Source organism: Amycolatopsis sp. NPDC059021, assembly GCF_042739895.1.
Taxonomy (GTDB): Bacteria; Actinomycetota; Actinomycetes; order Mycobacteriales; family Pseudonocardiaceae; genus Amycolatopsis.
Genome location: NZ_JBHYIQ010000009.1, coordinates 29592 through 44433, shown reverse-complemented (window position 1 = coordinate 44433; position 14842 = coordinate 29592). Strand labels below are relative to the sequence as shown.

Below are 14842 nucleotides of genomic sequence, written 5' to 3'. Positions count from 1 at the left end.
ATAACTAAAATAATCTCCACCCGCCCGGGGCGGCGCGGTGGGGGTGGGGCGGGGCGGGGGGGGGTAAAACGGGGTTGGGGGGCGCTTGGGGTCCGGCCCCCCCATCGCGGGGTGCGGCTCAGCGGAGCCAGGGATTGCGGTCCACAAAGGACAGATTGGCCCAGCGGCGGCCGAGGCCCCAGGTGCGGCCTGCCAGCGTCGCGGCGAGGGCGATGAGCACGAGGGCGTAGACGAGGTGGTAGTCGATGATCGGGTTGGTCGACATGCTGGGTTTGCCGTCGAGGGTGGTGCGGGCGGGCGGCCATTCCGCGATCCACATGAGCGCCATCATGATGGTCCCGGCGGCCGCGGAGATCCGCAGCCCGATGCCGAGGGTGACGGCGACGCCGATGGCGGCGAGGCCGAGCATGAAGAGCCAGTCGGCCCACCAGGTGCCCGCCCAGCTGTGCAGGGTGCTGGCGAACGGGCCGGCGTTCACGTGGCTGAGGAAGCCTTTGGTGGGGGAGCCGCCGTTGAGCCACGCGTTGGCCGAGGGGGTGGCGTAGCCCCAGCCGAAGGTCTTGTCCAGGAAGGCCCAGAGGAACAGCAGGCCGGTGGCGATGCGGAGCACGGCCAGCGCGCGAGAGCCGTTGCCGGAGGTGCCGGGCGGCTGGGTGAGCTGCCGGGTGGATTCTCCGTGGGTGGTGTGGTCTTTGAGGGACATCGGTTTCTCCTGGGTTCACTTGTCCGATGTGGACGGTTGGAGGTGCGGTTCGGCTTGGTCGTCCCAGACGAAGTCGAGGCGGTTGTGCACGTCGATGACGCCGGGGACGCGGGCGGTGAGCAGGCCGGCGCGCTCGGCCTCGCCGCGGCTGTCGAGCCGTCCGACGAGGGTCACGACGCCGTTTTCGACGGTGACCGCGGCTTGGCCCGGGGTCGCCCAGAGCGCGCGTTGGAGGACGTCGCGTTCGATGTCGGCGTGGATTTCCGGGTCTGGCCGGCAGAAGGAGCCGAGCAGATCGCGCCGGGACACGACACCGACGAGCCGTCCGTCGTCGACGACGAACAGGCGGCGGATCCCGGTGCGGGCGAGCCGGATCGCCGCGGTCTGGACGGAGGCGTCCACCGTGATGGTCCGGGCGGGGCGGGTCATGAGGTCTTCGGCGACCAGGGCGTGGGCCTTGTCCCAGTCGCGGCGCGCGCGGCCTCCCGAGATCAGTCCGGGACGTGCTTCGCCGGTGCCGGTGCGGAACCGGGCGAGCAGGTCGGCTTCCGAGACGACGCCGAGCGGGCGGTCGTGTGCGTCGAGGACGGGGACGGCGCTGATCCGTCGTTCGGTCAGCAGCCGCGCGACGTGTTTGTACGGCGTTCGCGGGGTCACGGTGACCGGGTTCGCCGTCATGACGTCGGAAACGTTCTGGCGCATGGTGTCCTCCGATCGGCTCGCCGCGCATCGGGCCGGTGTGCGGCGCTGGCCATGCGCTCAAGCTAGGACCGTGACACGGCCGTGGGCCGGGGTCGTTGGTCCCCGATACCCGGGACCTCGGACGCGCCGGTGGGCCCTTCACACCCGGGCACGCGCGAGGTGGACTCGGGACATGAGGATCGGCGGACGTGATGGCTGAGCGACCACGGGAGAAGCGGTTTCCCCGGCCTGTCTACGAGCGGGAACTGCTGCGCTTGCAGGGGGAACTGGTGGTGTTGCAGGAATGGGTGCGGGCCTCGGGTGCCCGGTTGGTGGTGCTGTTCGAGGGCCGTGACGCGGCGGGCAAGGGCAGCACGATCAAGCGGTTCACCGAGCATCTCAATCCGCGGGTGGTGCGGATCGCGGCATTGCCGAGACCGACCGAGCGGGAGCGGACGCAGTGGTACTTCCAGCGTTACGTCGAGCATCTGCCCGCAGCGGGCGAGATCGTGCTCTTCGACCGGAGCTGGTACAACCGCGCCGGCGTGGAGCGGGTGCTGGGGTTCTGCACGGCCGAGGAGCATCGCCGCTTCCTGCAGCAGTGCCCGACGTTCGAGCGATTGCTGGTCGACGACGGGATCCTGCTGCGCAAGTACTGGTTCTCGGTGAGCCAGGCCGAACAGACGCGACGGTTCCGCGCCCGCATCGACGACCCGCTCCGCCGCTGGAAGCTGTCCACAGTGGACCTCGAATCGGTGACGCACTGGGCGGAGTACTCGCGGGCCAAGGACGACATGCTGACCCACACCGACACCGCGGAGTCCCCGTGGTATGTCGTCGAAAGCGAGGACAAACGCCGTGGACGGCTGAACATGATCAGCCATCTGCTCGGCTCGGTGCCTTACCACGAGGTGCCACGACCGGCGCTGGAGCTCCCGGCGAACCCGCCCGCGTCGGCCTACCCCCGCACCGAGCGGAGCCTCCAGTACTACGTGCCCGATCACGCCGAAACGTTGCTGCGCCGATGACTTTCGTGGCCATTCACTGGGACGTTCGGCCCTAAGCCGCGCGGCCCGGCGCGCGCGACGCTGGAGGCGAATCGGCGAACAGGAGACGTCATGTATGCCCACCCTGGCGACTGGCTGGTGATCAAGGGCTGCCGGGTCGACAGCCCGGAACAGCGCGGGCAGATCCTCGAGGTCCGCTCGGCGGACGGTGCGCCGCCGTACGTGGTCCGCTGGCTGAGCGACGACCACGTCTCGATGGTGTTCCCCGGCCCCGACGCGGTAGTGGAGCCCAGCCATGCGACCTGCTAGCGAACGCGCTGTCGTCGTCGGCATCGACGGTTCGGAGTCCGCGCGGCTGGCCGCGGTGTGGGGAGCCGAGGAGGCTGTCCGGCGCGGGCTTCCGCTGAGACTGGTCAGCGTGTACACGGTGCCACGCGTCGGCCTGGGCTCGCTCACTGGCTCGGTCGAGGCGATCCGGGACGGTCTGGAGGCGCAGGCCCGGGTCCGGCTCGAAACCGCGAGCAAGTCGGTGCGGGCGCTCTATCCCCACCGGCCGGTCGAGCTGGCGGCCCGCGAGTGGAACCCGGTCGCCGCGCTCACCCAGGAATCGGAGCGGGCGAGCCTCGTCGTCCTGGGTTCCCGGGGCCTGGGCGGATTCACCGGTTTGCTGGTCGGATCGACGGCGGTCGCACTGGCGGGACACGGACACTGCCCGGTCGTCGTCGTGCGGGGCCGGACGCCGAACACGCCACCGCCGGTCACGGGGCCCGTCGTCGTGGGACTGGACGGATCGGCCGACAGCGTGTCGGCGCTGGCATTCGCATGCGAGGAAGCGTCGTGGCGGCGGGCGCGGCTGGTGGCGGTGCACACGTGGAACCCCGCGCTGGCCGACGGCAAGCCGCGGCCACATCCGCTCGATCTGGACCCGGCCGAGGTGGATCGTGAGGAACGGCGGGTGCTGGCCGAACAGCTCGCGGGCTGGCAGGAGAAGTATCCCGAGATCGCCATCGACCGCGTCGTCGCGTGCGGGCGGCCGGTTCGGACGCTCCTCGACCGGGCGGATCGCGCGCAGCTGCTCGTGGTCGGCTCGCGGGGCCTGGGTGGCTTCCGGGGGATGATGCTGGGGTCGACGAGCCAGGCAGTGCTCGCCCATTCACCGTGCCCGGTAGCGGTGATCCGGCAGACCGGCGAAGGTTTGTGACCGCGCTCCCCGTGCCTCGGCGACCGATGCCCACCGACGCCGTGACGACCGAATTCTTCGACACCACCGGCCTGAGGTTGCTCAAGCAGGGCTTCGCGCTGACCCGCCGGTCCGGGGAATGGTGGCTGCACACCCAACGCCGCTGCGTCCTGCTGCCCTACGGCGCGCGCGAGACCGGAGCGGCGGCGCGGCTTGTGCTGGCTCCTGCCCGGGGAGTGGAACTCGAACCGGTCGCGGCGACCGCGACAGAGCCGAGCGAGAACGCCGGGCTCACAGTGGCCAAGCGAATTCTGGCCGATCGGCTCACGCGTCCCGAACGGGTGACCGACGGTTCGGCACGAGACGCGCTTCTCGTGACGTTGCACGAAATGCTCGGAAGAATCGCCGAGGCCGACGTCGATGTCCGGCTCGGTGAGCGCGCCGCCGCGGGCCGCCTGCGTGTCGCTGTCAGGCGCGTCCGCGGCCTGCTCGGCGTGGCGGCTCCTGCGCTCGGCGGACGACTGGGCGCGGGGATACGGCGTGAGCTTGGCTGGCTCGCCGGCGAACTCGCGCCTGTTCATGAGGCCGAAGTGCTGGTCCCGCGACTGCGTCAGCGGCTCGCCGCGCTGCCGGAGGAATTCGCCCGGGAACCCGCCCAGGCACGCGTCACCCGGTACTTCGCCGACTGCGGCCGGGCACGCGCGGCCGCGGCGCTCGGTTCGCGAAGGTACCTTCAGGTGCTGAACGCCATTGACGTGCTTGAGGTCGTGCTGGCCGAAACTCCGCGCACACGGTGGCCGAAGGCCGCTCGACGTCCGGCGGCCACTGTGCTGCCGGGGATGGCAGCGTCATGGACGAGAAAGACGACGCAGGAACTGCGCCGAGCGGGCCGAGACCGGGGTTTGAGCGAGGCACGCCACGCGGTAGAGAAGCTCCGATGCCTGGTCGACTCGGGCTGTCGGGCCGGGATCGGCACCCGAGGCGTCGAGGTGCCGCTCGGCACGGTCGGTGAACTGCTCGATGAGCAGCGCGTCGCGATGACGGCGCATCGGCATCTTCGCGCGCTCAGAACACAGGCAGCCGACGCGGGTGAGGACTACGCGGTCTTCGACGCCCTGCTGCGTGCCGAGATCGCCGCCATCGACCAGTACTCGGCGCGGGCAGCGGAAGCGTGGCAAGCGGCACGCTCGGCCTTGAGTCCATTGTGCACCGATGGGACGTAGGTCCCGTGGGGTGGTGACCAAGGCATGCGGTGCGGCGGGGAGCGGCCGGAATACCGTCGGTGGCAGGCCGTGAGCAGGGAGGTAACCCATGCGAGCCCGTGACGTGATGACCTCGCCGGTGATCACCGTTGACCCGTCGACGACGGCGAAGGAGGCGGCGGAAATCCTTTCGTCGCGCGGATTCACCGCTCTTCCGGTGGTGGACGGCGATGATCGCCTGATCGGCATCGTCACCGAGGCGGATCTGATCCGCGACCGGGTTCCGGCCGATCCGCGCCGTCGTGGCGGCGAGCGGCACACGGCCCCCGAGCCGGCGGTGGGCGGGGTGATGACCACCCCGGCGACCGGGATGTCGCCGGGCACCGATGTCGCCGACCTGACTCGCGCGCTGGTCGATTCCGGGATCCGCGCGATGCCCATCGTGGACGGCGCGAAGGTGATCGGCATCGTGACCCGCGGGGACATCGTCCGCGTACTGGCGCGGGAAGACCGCGCGATCCTGAACGACGTCCGGCACCACCTGGAGATCTACGGCGGGCCGGACCGCTGGACCGTGGCAGTGAACGACGGCGTGGTCCGGGTCGTCGACGCCTACGACGACGAAACCGACCGGTACGTGGCGACTCAGCTGGCCCGGGCGGTACCCGGCGTGGTCGATGCCCAGGTCGTCTCCGAACACGAGGGGAGCATCCGATGAACGACACCATCCTGGTTGGAACCGATGGTTCGGACGACGCGCGACGGGCCGTGGCCTGGGCCGCTGAGACCGCGGCCGCGCACGGCGCCGGCCTGCGGATCGTGAGCGCGGCCAACATCGCCGGGCTGTACTACGGTGGCGGCGTCGCGCTGGGCGAGGGCATGCTGAACGACCTCGTCCAGATGACCGAGGACGCCGTGCGGCGCGCGGCGGAGGTCGCCCGCTCGGTGGATGCCGGGATACGGATAGCGACCGAGACCTGGCGTGACGCACCGATACCCCGGCTCATCGAGCTGTCCCGGGACGCGCGGATGCTGGTCGTGGGCGCGGGGCAGGGGGGACTGTTCGCGACCCTGCTGGGTTCGACCACGTCCGCTGTCGTGGCCCACGCGCATTGCCCCGTCGCGGTGGTTCGTGGCCGGGACGGTACGGGCCAGGTCCCGGCGGAAGGGCCTGTGGTGGTCGGGATCGATGGCAGCCCGACCAGCGAACGCGCGGTCGCGGTCGCATTCGAGGAGGCGTCGCTGCGGAAGGCGCCGCTGGTGGCGCTGCACGCGTGGAGCGACGTCGTCTACGACTCCACCCGCGGGAGCGCCCGGCTGCTGCCGCAGCGGGAATCGCTGATGGACGATGAGGAACGGCTGCTGGCCGAGCGGCTCGCCGGCTGGCGGGAGAAATACCCGGATGTCGAGGTCAGCCGTGACCTGCGGCTGGACCGGCCGCGGCACGCGCTGCTGGAGCTGTCCGAACAGGCGCGGCTCGTGGTGGCAGGCAGCCATGGGCGCGGTGGCTTCACCGGGATGCTGCTGGGCTCGACCAGTCAGGCGCTGGTCCAGCATGCGCGGTGCCCGGTGCTGGTCGTGCGGCCGGAGGTGACCCGATGACCGCGGTCGAAACGCGAGACGTCGCGCTCACCGGCACGGAACTGTCGCAAGTGGACGCTCAGTGGCGGGCGGCGAACTACCTGTCGGCGGGGCAGATCTACCTGATGGCCAATCCACTGCTGGCCGAACCACTGCGGCGCGAGCATGTCAAGCCGCGGCTGCTGGGGCACTGGGGGACCAGTCCCGGGCTGAACTTCGTCTACGCGCACCTGAACCGCGCGATCGTCACGCACGGCACCGAGATGCTGTTCGTGACCGGCCCCGGCCACGGTGGTCCCGCGCTGCTGGCCAACACTTGGCTCGAGGGCAGCTACACCGAGGCCTGGCCCGAGATCACCCGGGACGCCGACGGGATGTGCGCGCTGTTCCGGCAGTTCTCCTTTCCCGGCGGGGTGCCCAGTCACGTCGCGCCCCAGGTGCCCGGCTCGCTGCACGAGGGCGGCGAACTCGGATACTCGCTGGCGCACGCCTTCGGCGCGGCATTCGACAACCCCGGGCTCGTGGTCGCTTGCGTCGTCGGGGACGGCGAGGCGGAGACCGGGCCACTGGCGACGAGCTGGCACGGCTGCCGCTGGCTCGATCCGGCGCGCGACGGCGCCGTGCTGCCCATTCTCCACCTCAACGGCTACAAGATCGCCAACCCGGCGTTGTTGTCCAGGATCGCACCGTCCGAACTGGACTCGCTGCTGCGCGGGTACGGCTACGCGCCGCTGTATGTCGAAGGTGACGACCCGTCGACGATGCACCAGGCCATGGCCGCGGCCGTCGACACCGCGCTCGCCGATCTGGGCAGGATGCGTGGCACCGGCACGCGGTCCGCGTGGCCGATGATCGTGCTGCGCACACCGAAAGGCTGGACTGGACCGTCCATAGTGGACGGCAAGCGGGTCGAGGGGAGCTGGCGGTCCCACCAGGTGCCGGTGCCGGAGGTCCGGGACAACCCGGAACACCTGCGGCAGCTGGAGTCCTGGTTGCGGTCCTACCGGCCCGAGGAACTGTTCGACGCCGACGGCGTACCCACCGCCTCCGTGCGGGCACTCGTTCCACCACCCGCGCTGCGGATGGGGTCGAGCCCGCACGCCAACGGCGGCCGGATCCTGCGGCCGCTGGGCCTGCCGGACGTCGCGGCGCACGCCGTCGCGGTCACCGAACCCGGTTCCGTGACCGCGGAACCCACCCGCGTTCTCGGCCGGTATCTGCGGGACGTGTTCGCTCTTTCGGCGGCTCGGCGGAACTTCCGGCTGTTCGGCCCGGACGAGACGGCCTCGAACCGGCTCGACGCGGTCTACGAGGTGACCGCGAAAGCCTGGCAGCTCGCGACGACGGCGGACGACGAGCATCTCGAGCCCGACGGCCGTGTGCTGGAAGTGCTGTCCGAGCACCTGTGCCAGGGCTGGCTCGAAGGCTATCTGCTGTCCGGGCGGCACGGGCTGTTCTCGTGTTACGAGGCGTTCGTGCACATCGTCGACTCGATGCTCAACCAGCACGTCAAATGGCTGAAGACGCACCGGAAGATCCCGTGGCGGCGCCCGGTCGCGTCGCTGAACTACCTGCTGACCTCGCACGTGTGGCGCCAGGACCACAACGGCTTTTCCCACCAGGACCCCGGATTCGTCGACCACGTCGCGAACAAGAGCGCCGAGGTCGTGCGGGTCTACTTCCCGCCCGACACGAACACGCTGCTGCACGTGGCCGACCATTGCCTGCGCAGCCGCGACTACGTCAATGTCATCGTCGCGGGCAAGAACGACACCCCGGTCTGGCTTGACGCCGAAGAAGCCGCGCTGCACTGCGCTCGCGGCGTCAGCAGGTGGGACTGGGCGAGCGCGCATCCCGACCGCGAGCCGGACGTCGTCCTGGCCTGTGCGGGAGACGTACCGACGATCGAGGTGCTCGCCGCCGCGAAACTGCTGCGGGAACAGCTGCCGCAGCTGGCGGTGCGGGTGGTGAACGTCGTCGACCTGATGCGGCTGCAGCCGCGTTCCGAACACCCGCACGGGATGTCCGACCGTGAGTTCGACGCCCTGTTCACCACCGACCGTCCGGTGCTGTTCGCCTACCACGGCTACCCATGGCTGATCCACCGCTTGGCCTACCGCAGGCACAACCACGCGAACCTCCACGTCCGTGGTTACACCGAGCACGGCACTACGACGACGCCGTTCGACATGCTCGTGCTCAACCGCATGGACCGCTTCCAGCTCGTCATCGACGTCATCGACCGCGTCCCAGGCCTGCTCGCCATCGCGGGCGCGTTACGGCAGCGGATGACCGAATCGCGGGAGCGGCACCGTCGCTGGATCCGTGAACACGGCGAAGACCTCCCCGAAATCCGCCACTGGACCTGGAAGAGCCAGTGACTCAGCGCGTCGTCGGATCTGTGGAAATCGCTACGTCGAGTGATCCCACGTCGAGTCTTTCCTACGTTCGGTAGTCGATAAGGCTTGTGTACCGCCGATCGGACGTACTAGTGCGCGAGCGACCGTTCATCGTTCGGGTGACGCCGTTCGGCGTATTGACACGCGCTACTCGCCGGTACGCGCGTGTCCTCGCGCATGATGTGGCCAGCCCCGTGTAAACAAGCTGGAACGCGGCCCCCTGTTGGCGCAGGGAGCCGCGCGACGTCCCAACTGAATAGCTGAACCACATCCACGTTGCTCAAGCTAGGAACGCTAGCGAGCTTAGAACCCCTGCGCGGAATCCGCCAGTGTTTGCTCGCAGTGTTTCCCGGCACTGTCCATTCGGGAATAAACGCATGCCGCAACGCACCACCTGTCAGCCCATGAACGTCTACCGCCTCGAGGGTAGCCGGGACCTCTCCGACTACCTTCTGTCCACCTCGGACGGTATCGAATATGATGATCTTGTCCCAGTCGCCGGTACGATCTGCCGTCTCGTCGTCGGAACACGCCACACGGAACGTCCTTTGTGGTCCGGCTACCTGCAGTCGATTACCGGCTATGACGCCGAGCTTCCTGGCCTGCAGCCGTTCTCGGTGCTGGTGATTCCGGTCGGTGATTGGACATTCGCGCTTACCACCGGGTCTGGGCACCAGCTGATCGACGACGAGCTCGTCGATCAGGGCTTCGGCCTGATGTTCGGGATCCGCAGGCTGGACGCCGAGCGGCTCGGCACGGTCGCCAGCGCAGCGCTCGACATCACCGCGCGCTCGACGTCAACCTCGTTTCCCGGCGGCAGCGACATCGGCGCGTTCCGGCTGGAGCCCTACGGCGAGGTCGTCACACGCATCTTCGGGTCGGCCAATCTGGAGGGGCTGACCTACCATCGGGAAACGGGCCGTAGCCATCAGGTGCGTGCGGCCAACTCTCTGTACTTGCCGTTGCCGGACAGCCCAGTCGCACTGCTTCGGGACCTGCAGACCTTGACGGACATCGTCGACGAACCCGACGAACACTCCGCGCTCCGGTTCGTGACCCAGACCCGGCGGCTCCCCAGGAACCACCGGCTTCGTGCCGAACTCGACGCGCGGCTTGCCGCGGCGCTCGCGGGAGAGCCTGAGGTGGGACCGCTGGGGCTGGCTTGGCCCGCCGAGGTGAATCGTGACGCCGAGGAAGCGGGGGCGTTCAAGGTGAACCGGCTGGGCGCGGGCGGTCCGTTCGTCATGGCACCCGATGACGATCTATCGGCGCTGACCGGCCGGTTCGCCGACATCGAGGATTCCCGGCGCATGAAGGTGCTGCGCAACGCACGGATGACGGTCTGCACCGACAGCTTGGGGACGACGCCGGTCGGCACGTCGATCAGCCTGCGGAAGTGGTTCGCCTTCGAGACCACGATCGACGGCGGCCGATACTGCTTCCATCAGGGTGATTGGTACCGGATCGGCGAGGGTTTCGTCGAGCAGATCCGTGCGCAGGTCGCCGACTTGCTGAACCGCAAGGCGGACCTTGATTTCCCGGTCTGGGTTCCCGGCGGGCCCGATGGGGACGAGCACAGCTACTGCGAACTAGTCGGGAAGCAGCCGGGGTACCTGTGCTTGGACAAGGATTTCGCCAAGACGCCGTTCCATCCTAAGTTCGAGCTCTGTGACGTGGTCGGCCCGGGTGACGAGCTGGTGCACATCAAGTGGCTCGGACGTGCTACCGCGGCCAGCCACCTCTATACACAGGCGAGTGCTGCGGCATGGTCGCTCCGTGAGGAACCGGAGGCCGGGCAGCAACTCGCCGAGAAGGTGCGGGCTCGTGATCAGTTCCGGGCCGAACCCCAACCGTCGGCGCTCGTCCTGGCCGTCGCCGGTCGCATGTGGAATGTCGATGAGCTGTTCACGCTGTCCCAAATCGGGCTGCTTCGCCTGGAACGTGAGGCGCGGCACCTGCAGAAGAAGCTGATGTTCGCGGATATCCCGTACGTCTCGAAGGGGGACGCCAAGCGGCTCCGGTCTGCAGCGTAACCCTTGGCCGCGAGGGCTCCTGCCACAGCGGGCGCCCTCGCGGCTTGTCGCCTGGTCCTTCTTGCTCGCTGACATAGCCGACATAACGGGTGGAAAGCGGTGGGCGAGAGACTTACGCTCGGACCTTCATGGGCTCGTCGCCGCGTTGTCGCTTGCTTCGCTCCCCGAGGGGATTCGCCGGGCCGCTTCGGGGGTGATCACGACGACGGGACACTGCGCGTGCCCGACGCAGTGTCCGGCGACGCTGCCGAGGACCAGCTGCCCGAGTGCGGTGGTGCGGCGCGCGCCCACCACGAGCAGGTCCGCGGTGGCCGACGCCGCGACCAGTTCGCTCGCCGCGTCACCGTGCGAGACGCGATCCTGCACTGGCGCGGCGTCGGCGAACTCGGCTCGTACGGTGTCGATTCGTTCGGCGGAGGTCGGCGGGCCGACCGGCTGCCTGCCGTGCGGTTGCAACGCCAGTGTCGTTCCGGGAAGAAGGGAATCGCGCGGAGCGACGTACAGCGCCTCGAGCCGGTCGCCGGACCGGGCTTGGCCGAGTGCCCAGCGGAGTGCGGCGTCGCCGGCGGGTGAGCCGTCCAAGCCGATGATGATCAGCCGGCGCTCCTGCTGCTGTGTCATGGTGTGGCTCCTCGATCCCGGAATCTCGTGGGCTGTGCCGGAAGTGTCGGCGTGCGGGCACCCGGCCGACCATGGCCGAAGGTCCTCGCGGGCGGGGCCGGAGGCCACTGGATCGAGGCCGGGTGGCGGCGAACACTGGAGACGTGGCCAGGAGGATCCCATGACGCTCACCCAGACTGTGCAACCCTCGGCGCGTTCGCACGAATGGTCACACGACGAGCAGGGTGTCCTCGTCGGCGCGGCTCGCGAGGCACCGCCACGGAGGCTCAGCGGCGGCTGGGTCGTGCAGATCCACGACGGCGCCATCGACGTCTTCGAGCGGACCGGTTTCCGGGTACCGGGCGACGACCGCCCGGGGCGGGCCCGCCTGCTCCACTGCGGCGCGGTGCTGGCGAACCTCGAGGTGGCGGTGCGCGTGCTGGGCTGGGTTCCGGTGACCGTGATCGGATCGGCTCCGGAGGCCCCGGACCGGATCGCCCGGATCACCGCCGGGACACGCACCACACCGTCCACACGGGACCGAGCCGAGTACCGCGCCGTCTTCGGACATCGCTCGCGGTCCGATGTGGACGCCCGGCGATTGTCGCGGGCTCTGGTGGAGCAACTGCGACCACGGCTGTCCGGTACCGGAGTCCGGGTGCGTGCGGTGCGGGAGGGCGATGCCCATGCCCGGCTCGGTGAGCGATACCGTCTCGCGGATCATCGCGAGCATCCCGGTGGCTGTTTCGCGATCGCCGTGCGCCTCGAGAGCCGGTCCGATCTGATCCGGGCCGGGCAGGCCGCCCAGTATCTGCTGCTGGCCGCGGCGGAGCTCGGTGCGGTCGGCGACTTCGTGATCACCCCCTTCCGTTACCCGAAGACACGGGTGTCGCTGGCTGGTGAACTCGCACTACCCGGTTTCGTGGAACTGTTCGTGTCGATCGCGATCCCGGAGCCCCGGCGAGTTCCGCTCACCGACCCGGAGTACCCGGCAGCCCGCCCGTGAGCGCTTTGCCCGGGCAGTCCGAAGCCCGGGAGTGAACTTTTGTGGTCTTTGGTCCCGGGCTTCGGTGTCTTCCGCATCCGGCGCCCGGCCCCCTGTGCGCGCGAATGTGGCTTCACGACCGAGAAGTGGGTGAAGCCGATGTTGACCGAAGAGATCATGAGCACGCCCGTCACCTGCATCACGCCGGATGCGCCCGTGACGGAGGTGGCCGTGCTGCTCACCCGGCGTGGGATCGCGGCGATGCCGGTGCTCGAGAACGGGATTCTGGCGGGGCTGGTGAGCGAGACCGACCTCATGACCGAAGAGGCCGCGAAGCCGGGGGCGCTGGTCGCCGATCTGATGACTCGTGACGTCGTCACCGTCGCGCCGGATACCCGTGTCGCCGAGCTGCCCGAACGTCTGCTGCGCAATGGTGTCCGCAGCATGCCGGTCGTTTCGGACGAGGGGCGGGTGCTGGGGATCGTCGCGCGCCGGGATGTGGCGCGGGCGTTGGTGCATCACGACAGTGCGCTCGTGCGTCAGGTGCGTTACCGGCTCGACGGGTACTTCGGGTACGGCAGGCGGTGGGATGTGGAGGCCGATCGCGGGATCGTCACCGTGACCGGGGAATTCCGCGACGGTGCGGAGCCGGGGATGGTGCAGGCGATCGCGGAGATCGTCCCCGGGGTGAAGTGGGTCCGGGTCGTGCCGCGAAACACGATCCCGTCCGCTGAAAAGCCCGGCGGACAGTCGTCCTGACGCGCCTTTGGTGCCTGATGGGCCGGGACCAACGTCCCGCGAGCCGGTGACGGGCGACCGCAGCGGGACCAGGTGGTGGGCGGCGAAGCTGAACGGGTAAGGGAAGACGAACCCGGGAGCGGCGATGACACGCGCACTGTCCATTGTGGTCGATCAGGCGATCGCGGCCGCGGTCCGGGCGCCTTCGCCGCACAACACCCAGCCGTGGCGGTTCGTGGTCGGCGGCGAACGGATCGAGGTCCGCCTGGACCGGGACCGTGTGCTGACCGCGGCCGACCCGGAGGCGCGCGAAGCCAGGCTGTCCTGCGGTGCGGCCCTGCTGAACCTTGTTGTTTCCTTGCGGTGCCAGGGTTTCGAGCCGCAGGTCGAGCTGCTGCCCGGCGCGGCCGAGCCGGATCTGCTGGCGGTGGTGACCCACGAGGGGAAGCATCGTGTCTCCGTCGAGGACCAGACGCTCGCCGACGCGGTGTTTCGCCGCCATACTCACCGTCGGCCGTTCCTCGATCGGACGGTATCGGCGGGCATCCGGGCCACGCTCGCCCGCGCCGCGAGCCGCGAGGGCGCCACGCTCCATTTCGTAGACACCGAGTATGCGCGCCTGACCGCGCTCGTGCGGCGCGCGGAGTTCCTGCAGGCCGGCGACGCGGCGTTCCGGACCGAAGCCGCACGGTGGACGCGCCGGGACGCCGACAGCCCGGACGGGGTTCCGCTCGCGGCTGCGGCTCCGCCACCGGACCACGATGGGGTGATCGCGTTGCGGGAATCCCATCTCGACCTGGGTCTTCCGATGCGTGCGTATGAGCAGGAACCGTTGCTGGCGGTGGTGCTGACCCCGGACGCGGGTCCGGTGGCGCAGGTGCGTGCGGGTCAGGCGCTGCAACGGGTTCTGTTGACCGCGACCTCGGTACGGGTGGCGACGTCGTTCCTGTCCCAGCCGTTCGAGGTGGCCTCGACCCGGGACGGGATCACCGAGCTGTTCCGTCCGCTTGGCCATCCGCACACGGTGCTCCGCATGGGCTACGGCTACTCGGCGCCGTCGTGGACCGGCCGCCGCCCGATCCACGACGTCGTGGTGACCGCCGAAGACACCGAAAGGAGCTCGCGATGACCACCATGCCCATGGTCACCCGGTGGTGGCATTGGCTCTGCCCGCGCCGAGGCGGCCTCGCCCGGCGATCCGACCGGATCGAGGCCGCGATCCTGGTGGCCGTGGTGGTGCTCGGACTGGCCGCGGTGCCGCTCGCCGCGGCGGCCGGGTCGGTGGTCTACGCCCGTTCGCACGCGGTGTCCGTCCAGCAGCTCGCGGAGCGGCTTCCGGCCGAAGCGACGCTGCTGGCCGACGGCCCGTCGCCGAGGCCGCGGGCCGGGCCGGGGTGGTGGCGGAGAAAGCCCCGACCGCCGCGATGTGGACGCTGCCGGACGGCACCATGCGGCGCGGCCGGATCGACGCGATCCAAGGCACCGTCACCGGCGCGCGGGTCCCGATCTGGCTCGACCGGAACGGCAGTCCGGTGGACCCACCGCTGTCGGCGGTGGGCGCGGGCGTCAACGGCGTGGCCGTCGGGTTTGGCCTGCTCGCGGTCACGTGGGCGCTGCTGGCTGCGGCGTACGCGGTCAGCCGGTGGGTTCTGGACAGGGGCCGGTACGCCCGCTGGCAATCGGAGTGGCGCCGGGACCAGGAACGTCGGGAAAACCGCTGAAGGGACAGGACA

At 69.7% G+C, this 14842-nt stretch carries 15 protein-coding genes; 12 read left to right on the top strand and 3 right to left on the bottom strand.

From position 1 onward, the window contains the following. Positions 1-118: 118 nt before the first annotated feature. Positions 119-703 (bottom strand): hypothetical protein, encoded by a 585-nt coding sequence (locus ACFWX1_RS07580; protein WP_378384894.1) that lies wholly within the window; start codon positions 701-703, stop codon positions 119-121. Positions 704-718: 15 nt separating this feature from the next. Beyond that, the gene (locus ACFWX1_RS07575; protein WP_378384892.1) at positions 719-1405 is read right to left on the bottom strand and encodes a CBS domain-containing protein; all 687 of its coding nucleotides are present in this window, start codon (positions 1403-1405) and stop codon (positions 719-721) included. Positions 1406-1596: 191 nt separating this feature from the next. On the opposite strand from ACFWX1_RS07575, the gene ppk2 reads away from it, so the two are divergent. From ppk2 to ACFWX1_RS07535, 8 genes are all read left to right on the top strand, one after another. Continuing rightward, positions 1597-2412 carry a polyphosphate kinase 2 gene (ppk2, locus tag ACFWX1_RS07570; protein WP_378384890.1) on the top strand — a complete coding sequence of 272 codons (816 nt, stop codon included), beginning with the start codon at positions 1597-1599 and terminating at the stop codon, positions 2410-2412. A gap of 90 nt (positions 2413-2502) precedes the next feature. Continuing rightward, complete coding sequence (locus ACFWX1_RS07565; protein ID WP_378384888.1) at positions 2503-2700, top strand: DUF1918 domain-containing protein; 198 nt, start codon at positions 2503-2505, stop codon at positions 2698-2700. Beyond that, positions 2687-3592 carry a universal stress protein gene (locus tag ACFWX1_RS07560; RefSeq protein ID WP_378384886.1) on the top strand — a complete coding sequence of 302 codons (906 nt, stop codon included), beginning with the start codon at positions 2687-2689 and terminating at the stop codon, positions 3590-3592. The genes ACFWX1_RS07565 and ACFWX1_RS07560 overlap by 14 nt, the downstream gene beginning before the upstream one ends. A 26-nt stretch (positions 3593-3618) precedes the next feature. Continuing rightward, on the top strand, positions 3619-4794 hold the full coding sequence (locus ACFWX1_RS07555; RefSeq protein WP_378384884.1) for a CHAD domain-containing protein: 1176 nt from the start codon (positions 3619-3621) through the stop codon (positions 4792-4794). Between the two features lie 88 nt (positions 4795-4882). Beyond that, the gene (locus tag ACFWX1_RS07550; protein WP_378384882.1) at positions 4883-5491 is read left to right on the top strand and encodes an HPP family protein; all 609 of its coding nucleotides are present in this window, start codon (positions 4883-4885) and stop codon (positions 5489-5491) included. After that, the gene (locus ACFWX1_RS07545; protein ID WP_378384880.1) at positions 5488-6375 is read left to right on the top strand and encodes a universal stress protein; all 888 of its coding nucleotides are present in this window, start codon (positions 5488-5490) and stop codon (positions 6373-6375) included. The genes ACFWX1_RS07550 and ACFWX1_RS07545 overlap by 4 nt, the downstream gene beginning before the upstream one ends. Continuing rightward, complete coding sequence (locus tag ACFWX1_RS07540; RefSeq protein WP_378384878.1) at positions 6372-8735, top strand: phosphoketolase; 2364 nt, start codon at positions 6372-6374, stop codon at positions 8733-8735. The genes ACFWX1_RS07545 and ACFWX1_RS07540 overlap by 4 nt, the downstream gene beginning before the upstream one ends. 395 nt (positions 8736-9130) lie before the next feature. Further along, on the top strand, positions 9131-10786 hold the full coding sequence (locus ACFWX1_RS07535) for a TIGR04141 family sporadically distributed protein (RefSeq protein WP_378384876.1): 1656 nt from the start codon (positions 9131-9133) through the stop codon (positions 10784-10786). A gap of 126 nt (positions 10787-10912) precedes the next feature. Here ACFWX1_RS07535 and ACFWX1_RS07530 read toward each other — a convergent pair whose 3' ends face one another. After that, on the bottom strand, positions 10913-11407 hold the full coding sequence (locus ACFWX1_RS07530; RefSeq protein ID WP_378384874.1) for a universal stress protein: 495 nt from the start codon (positions 11405-11407) through the stop codon (positions 10913-10915). A gap of 160 nt (positions 11408-11567) precedes the next feature. Here ACFWX1_RS07530 and ACFWX1_RS07525 point away from each other — a divergent pair, with 160 nt between their 5' ends. The 4 genes from ACFWX1_RS07525 (at position 11568) to ACFWX1_RS07510 (ending at position 14830) form a co-directional block, all read left to right on the top strand. Next, on the top strand, positions 11568-12392 hold the full coding sequence (locus ACFWX1_RS07525) for a hypothetical protein (RefSeq protein ID WP_378384872.1): 825 nt from the start codon (positions 11568-11570) through the stop codon (positions 12390-12392). A 138-nt stretch (positions 12393-12530) separates the two neighbouring features. Next, positions 12531-13130: an HPP family protein gene (locus ACFWX1_RS07520; RefSeq protein ID WP_378384870.1), complete on the top strand. Its 600-nt coding sequence runs from the start codon at positions 12531-12533 to the stop codon at positions 13128-13130. Positions 13131-13254: 124 nt separating this feature from the next. Further along, positions 13255-14238 (top strand): Acg family FMN-binding oxidoreductase, encoded by a 984-nt coding sequence (locus ACFWX1_RS07515; RefSeq protein ID WP_378384868.1) that lies wholly within the window; start codon positions 13255-13257, stop codon positions 14236-14238. A gap of 268 nt (positions 14239-14506) precedes the next feature. After that, on the top strand, positions 14507-14830 hold the full coding sequence (locus ACFWX1_RS07510; protein ID WP_378384866.1) for a hypothetical protein: 324 nt from the start codon (positions 14507-14509) through the stop codon (positions 14828-14830). Positions 14831-14842 lie beyond the last annotated feature (12 nt).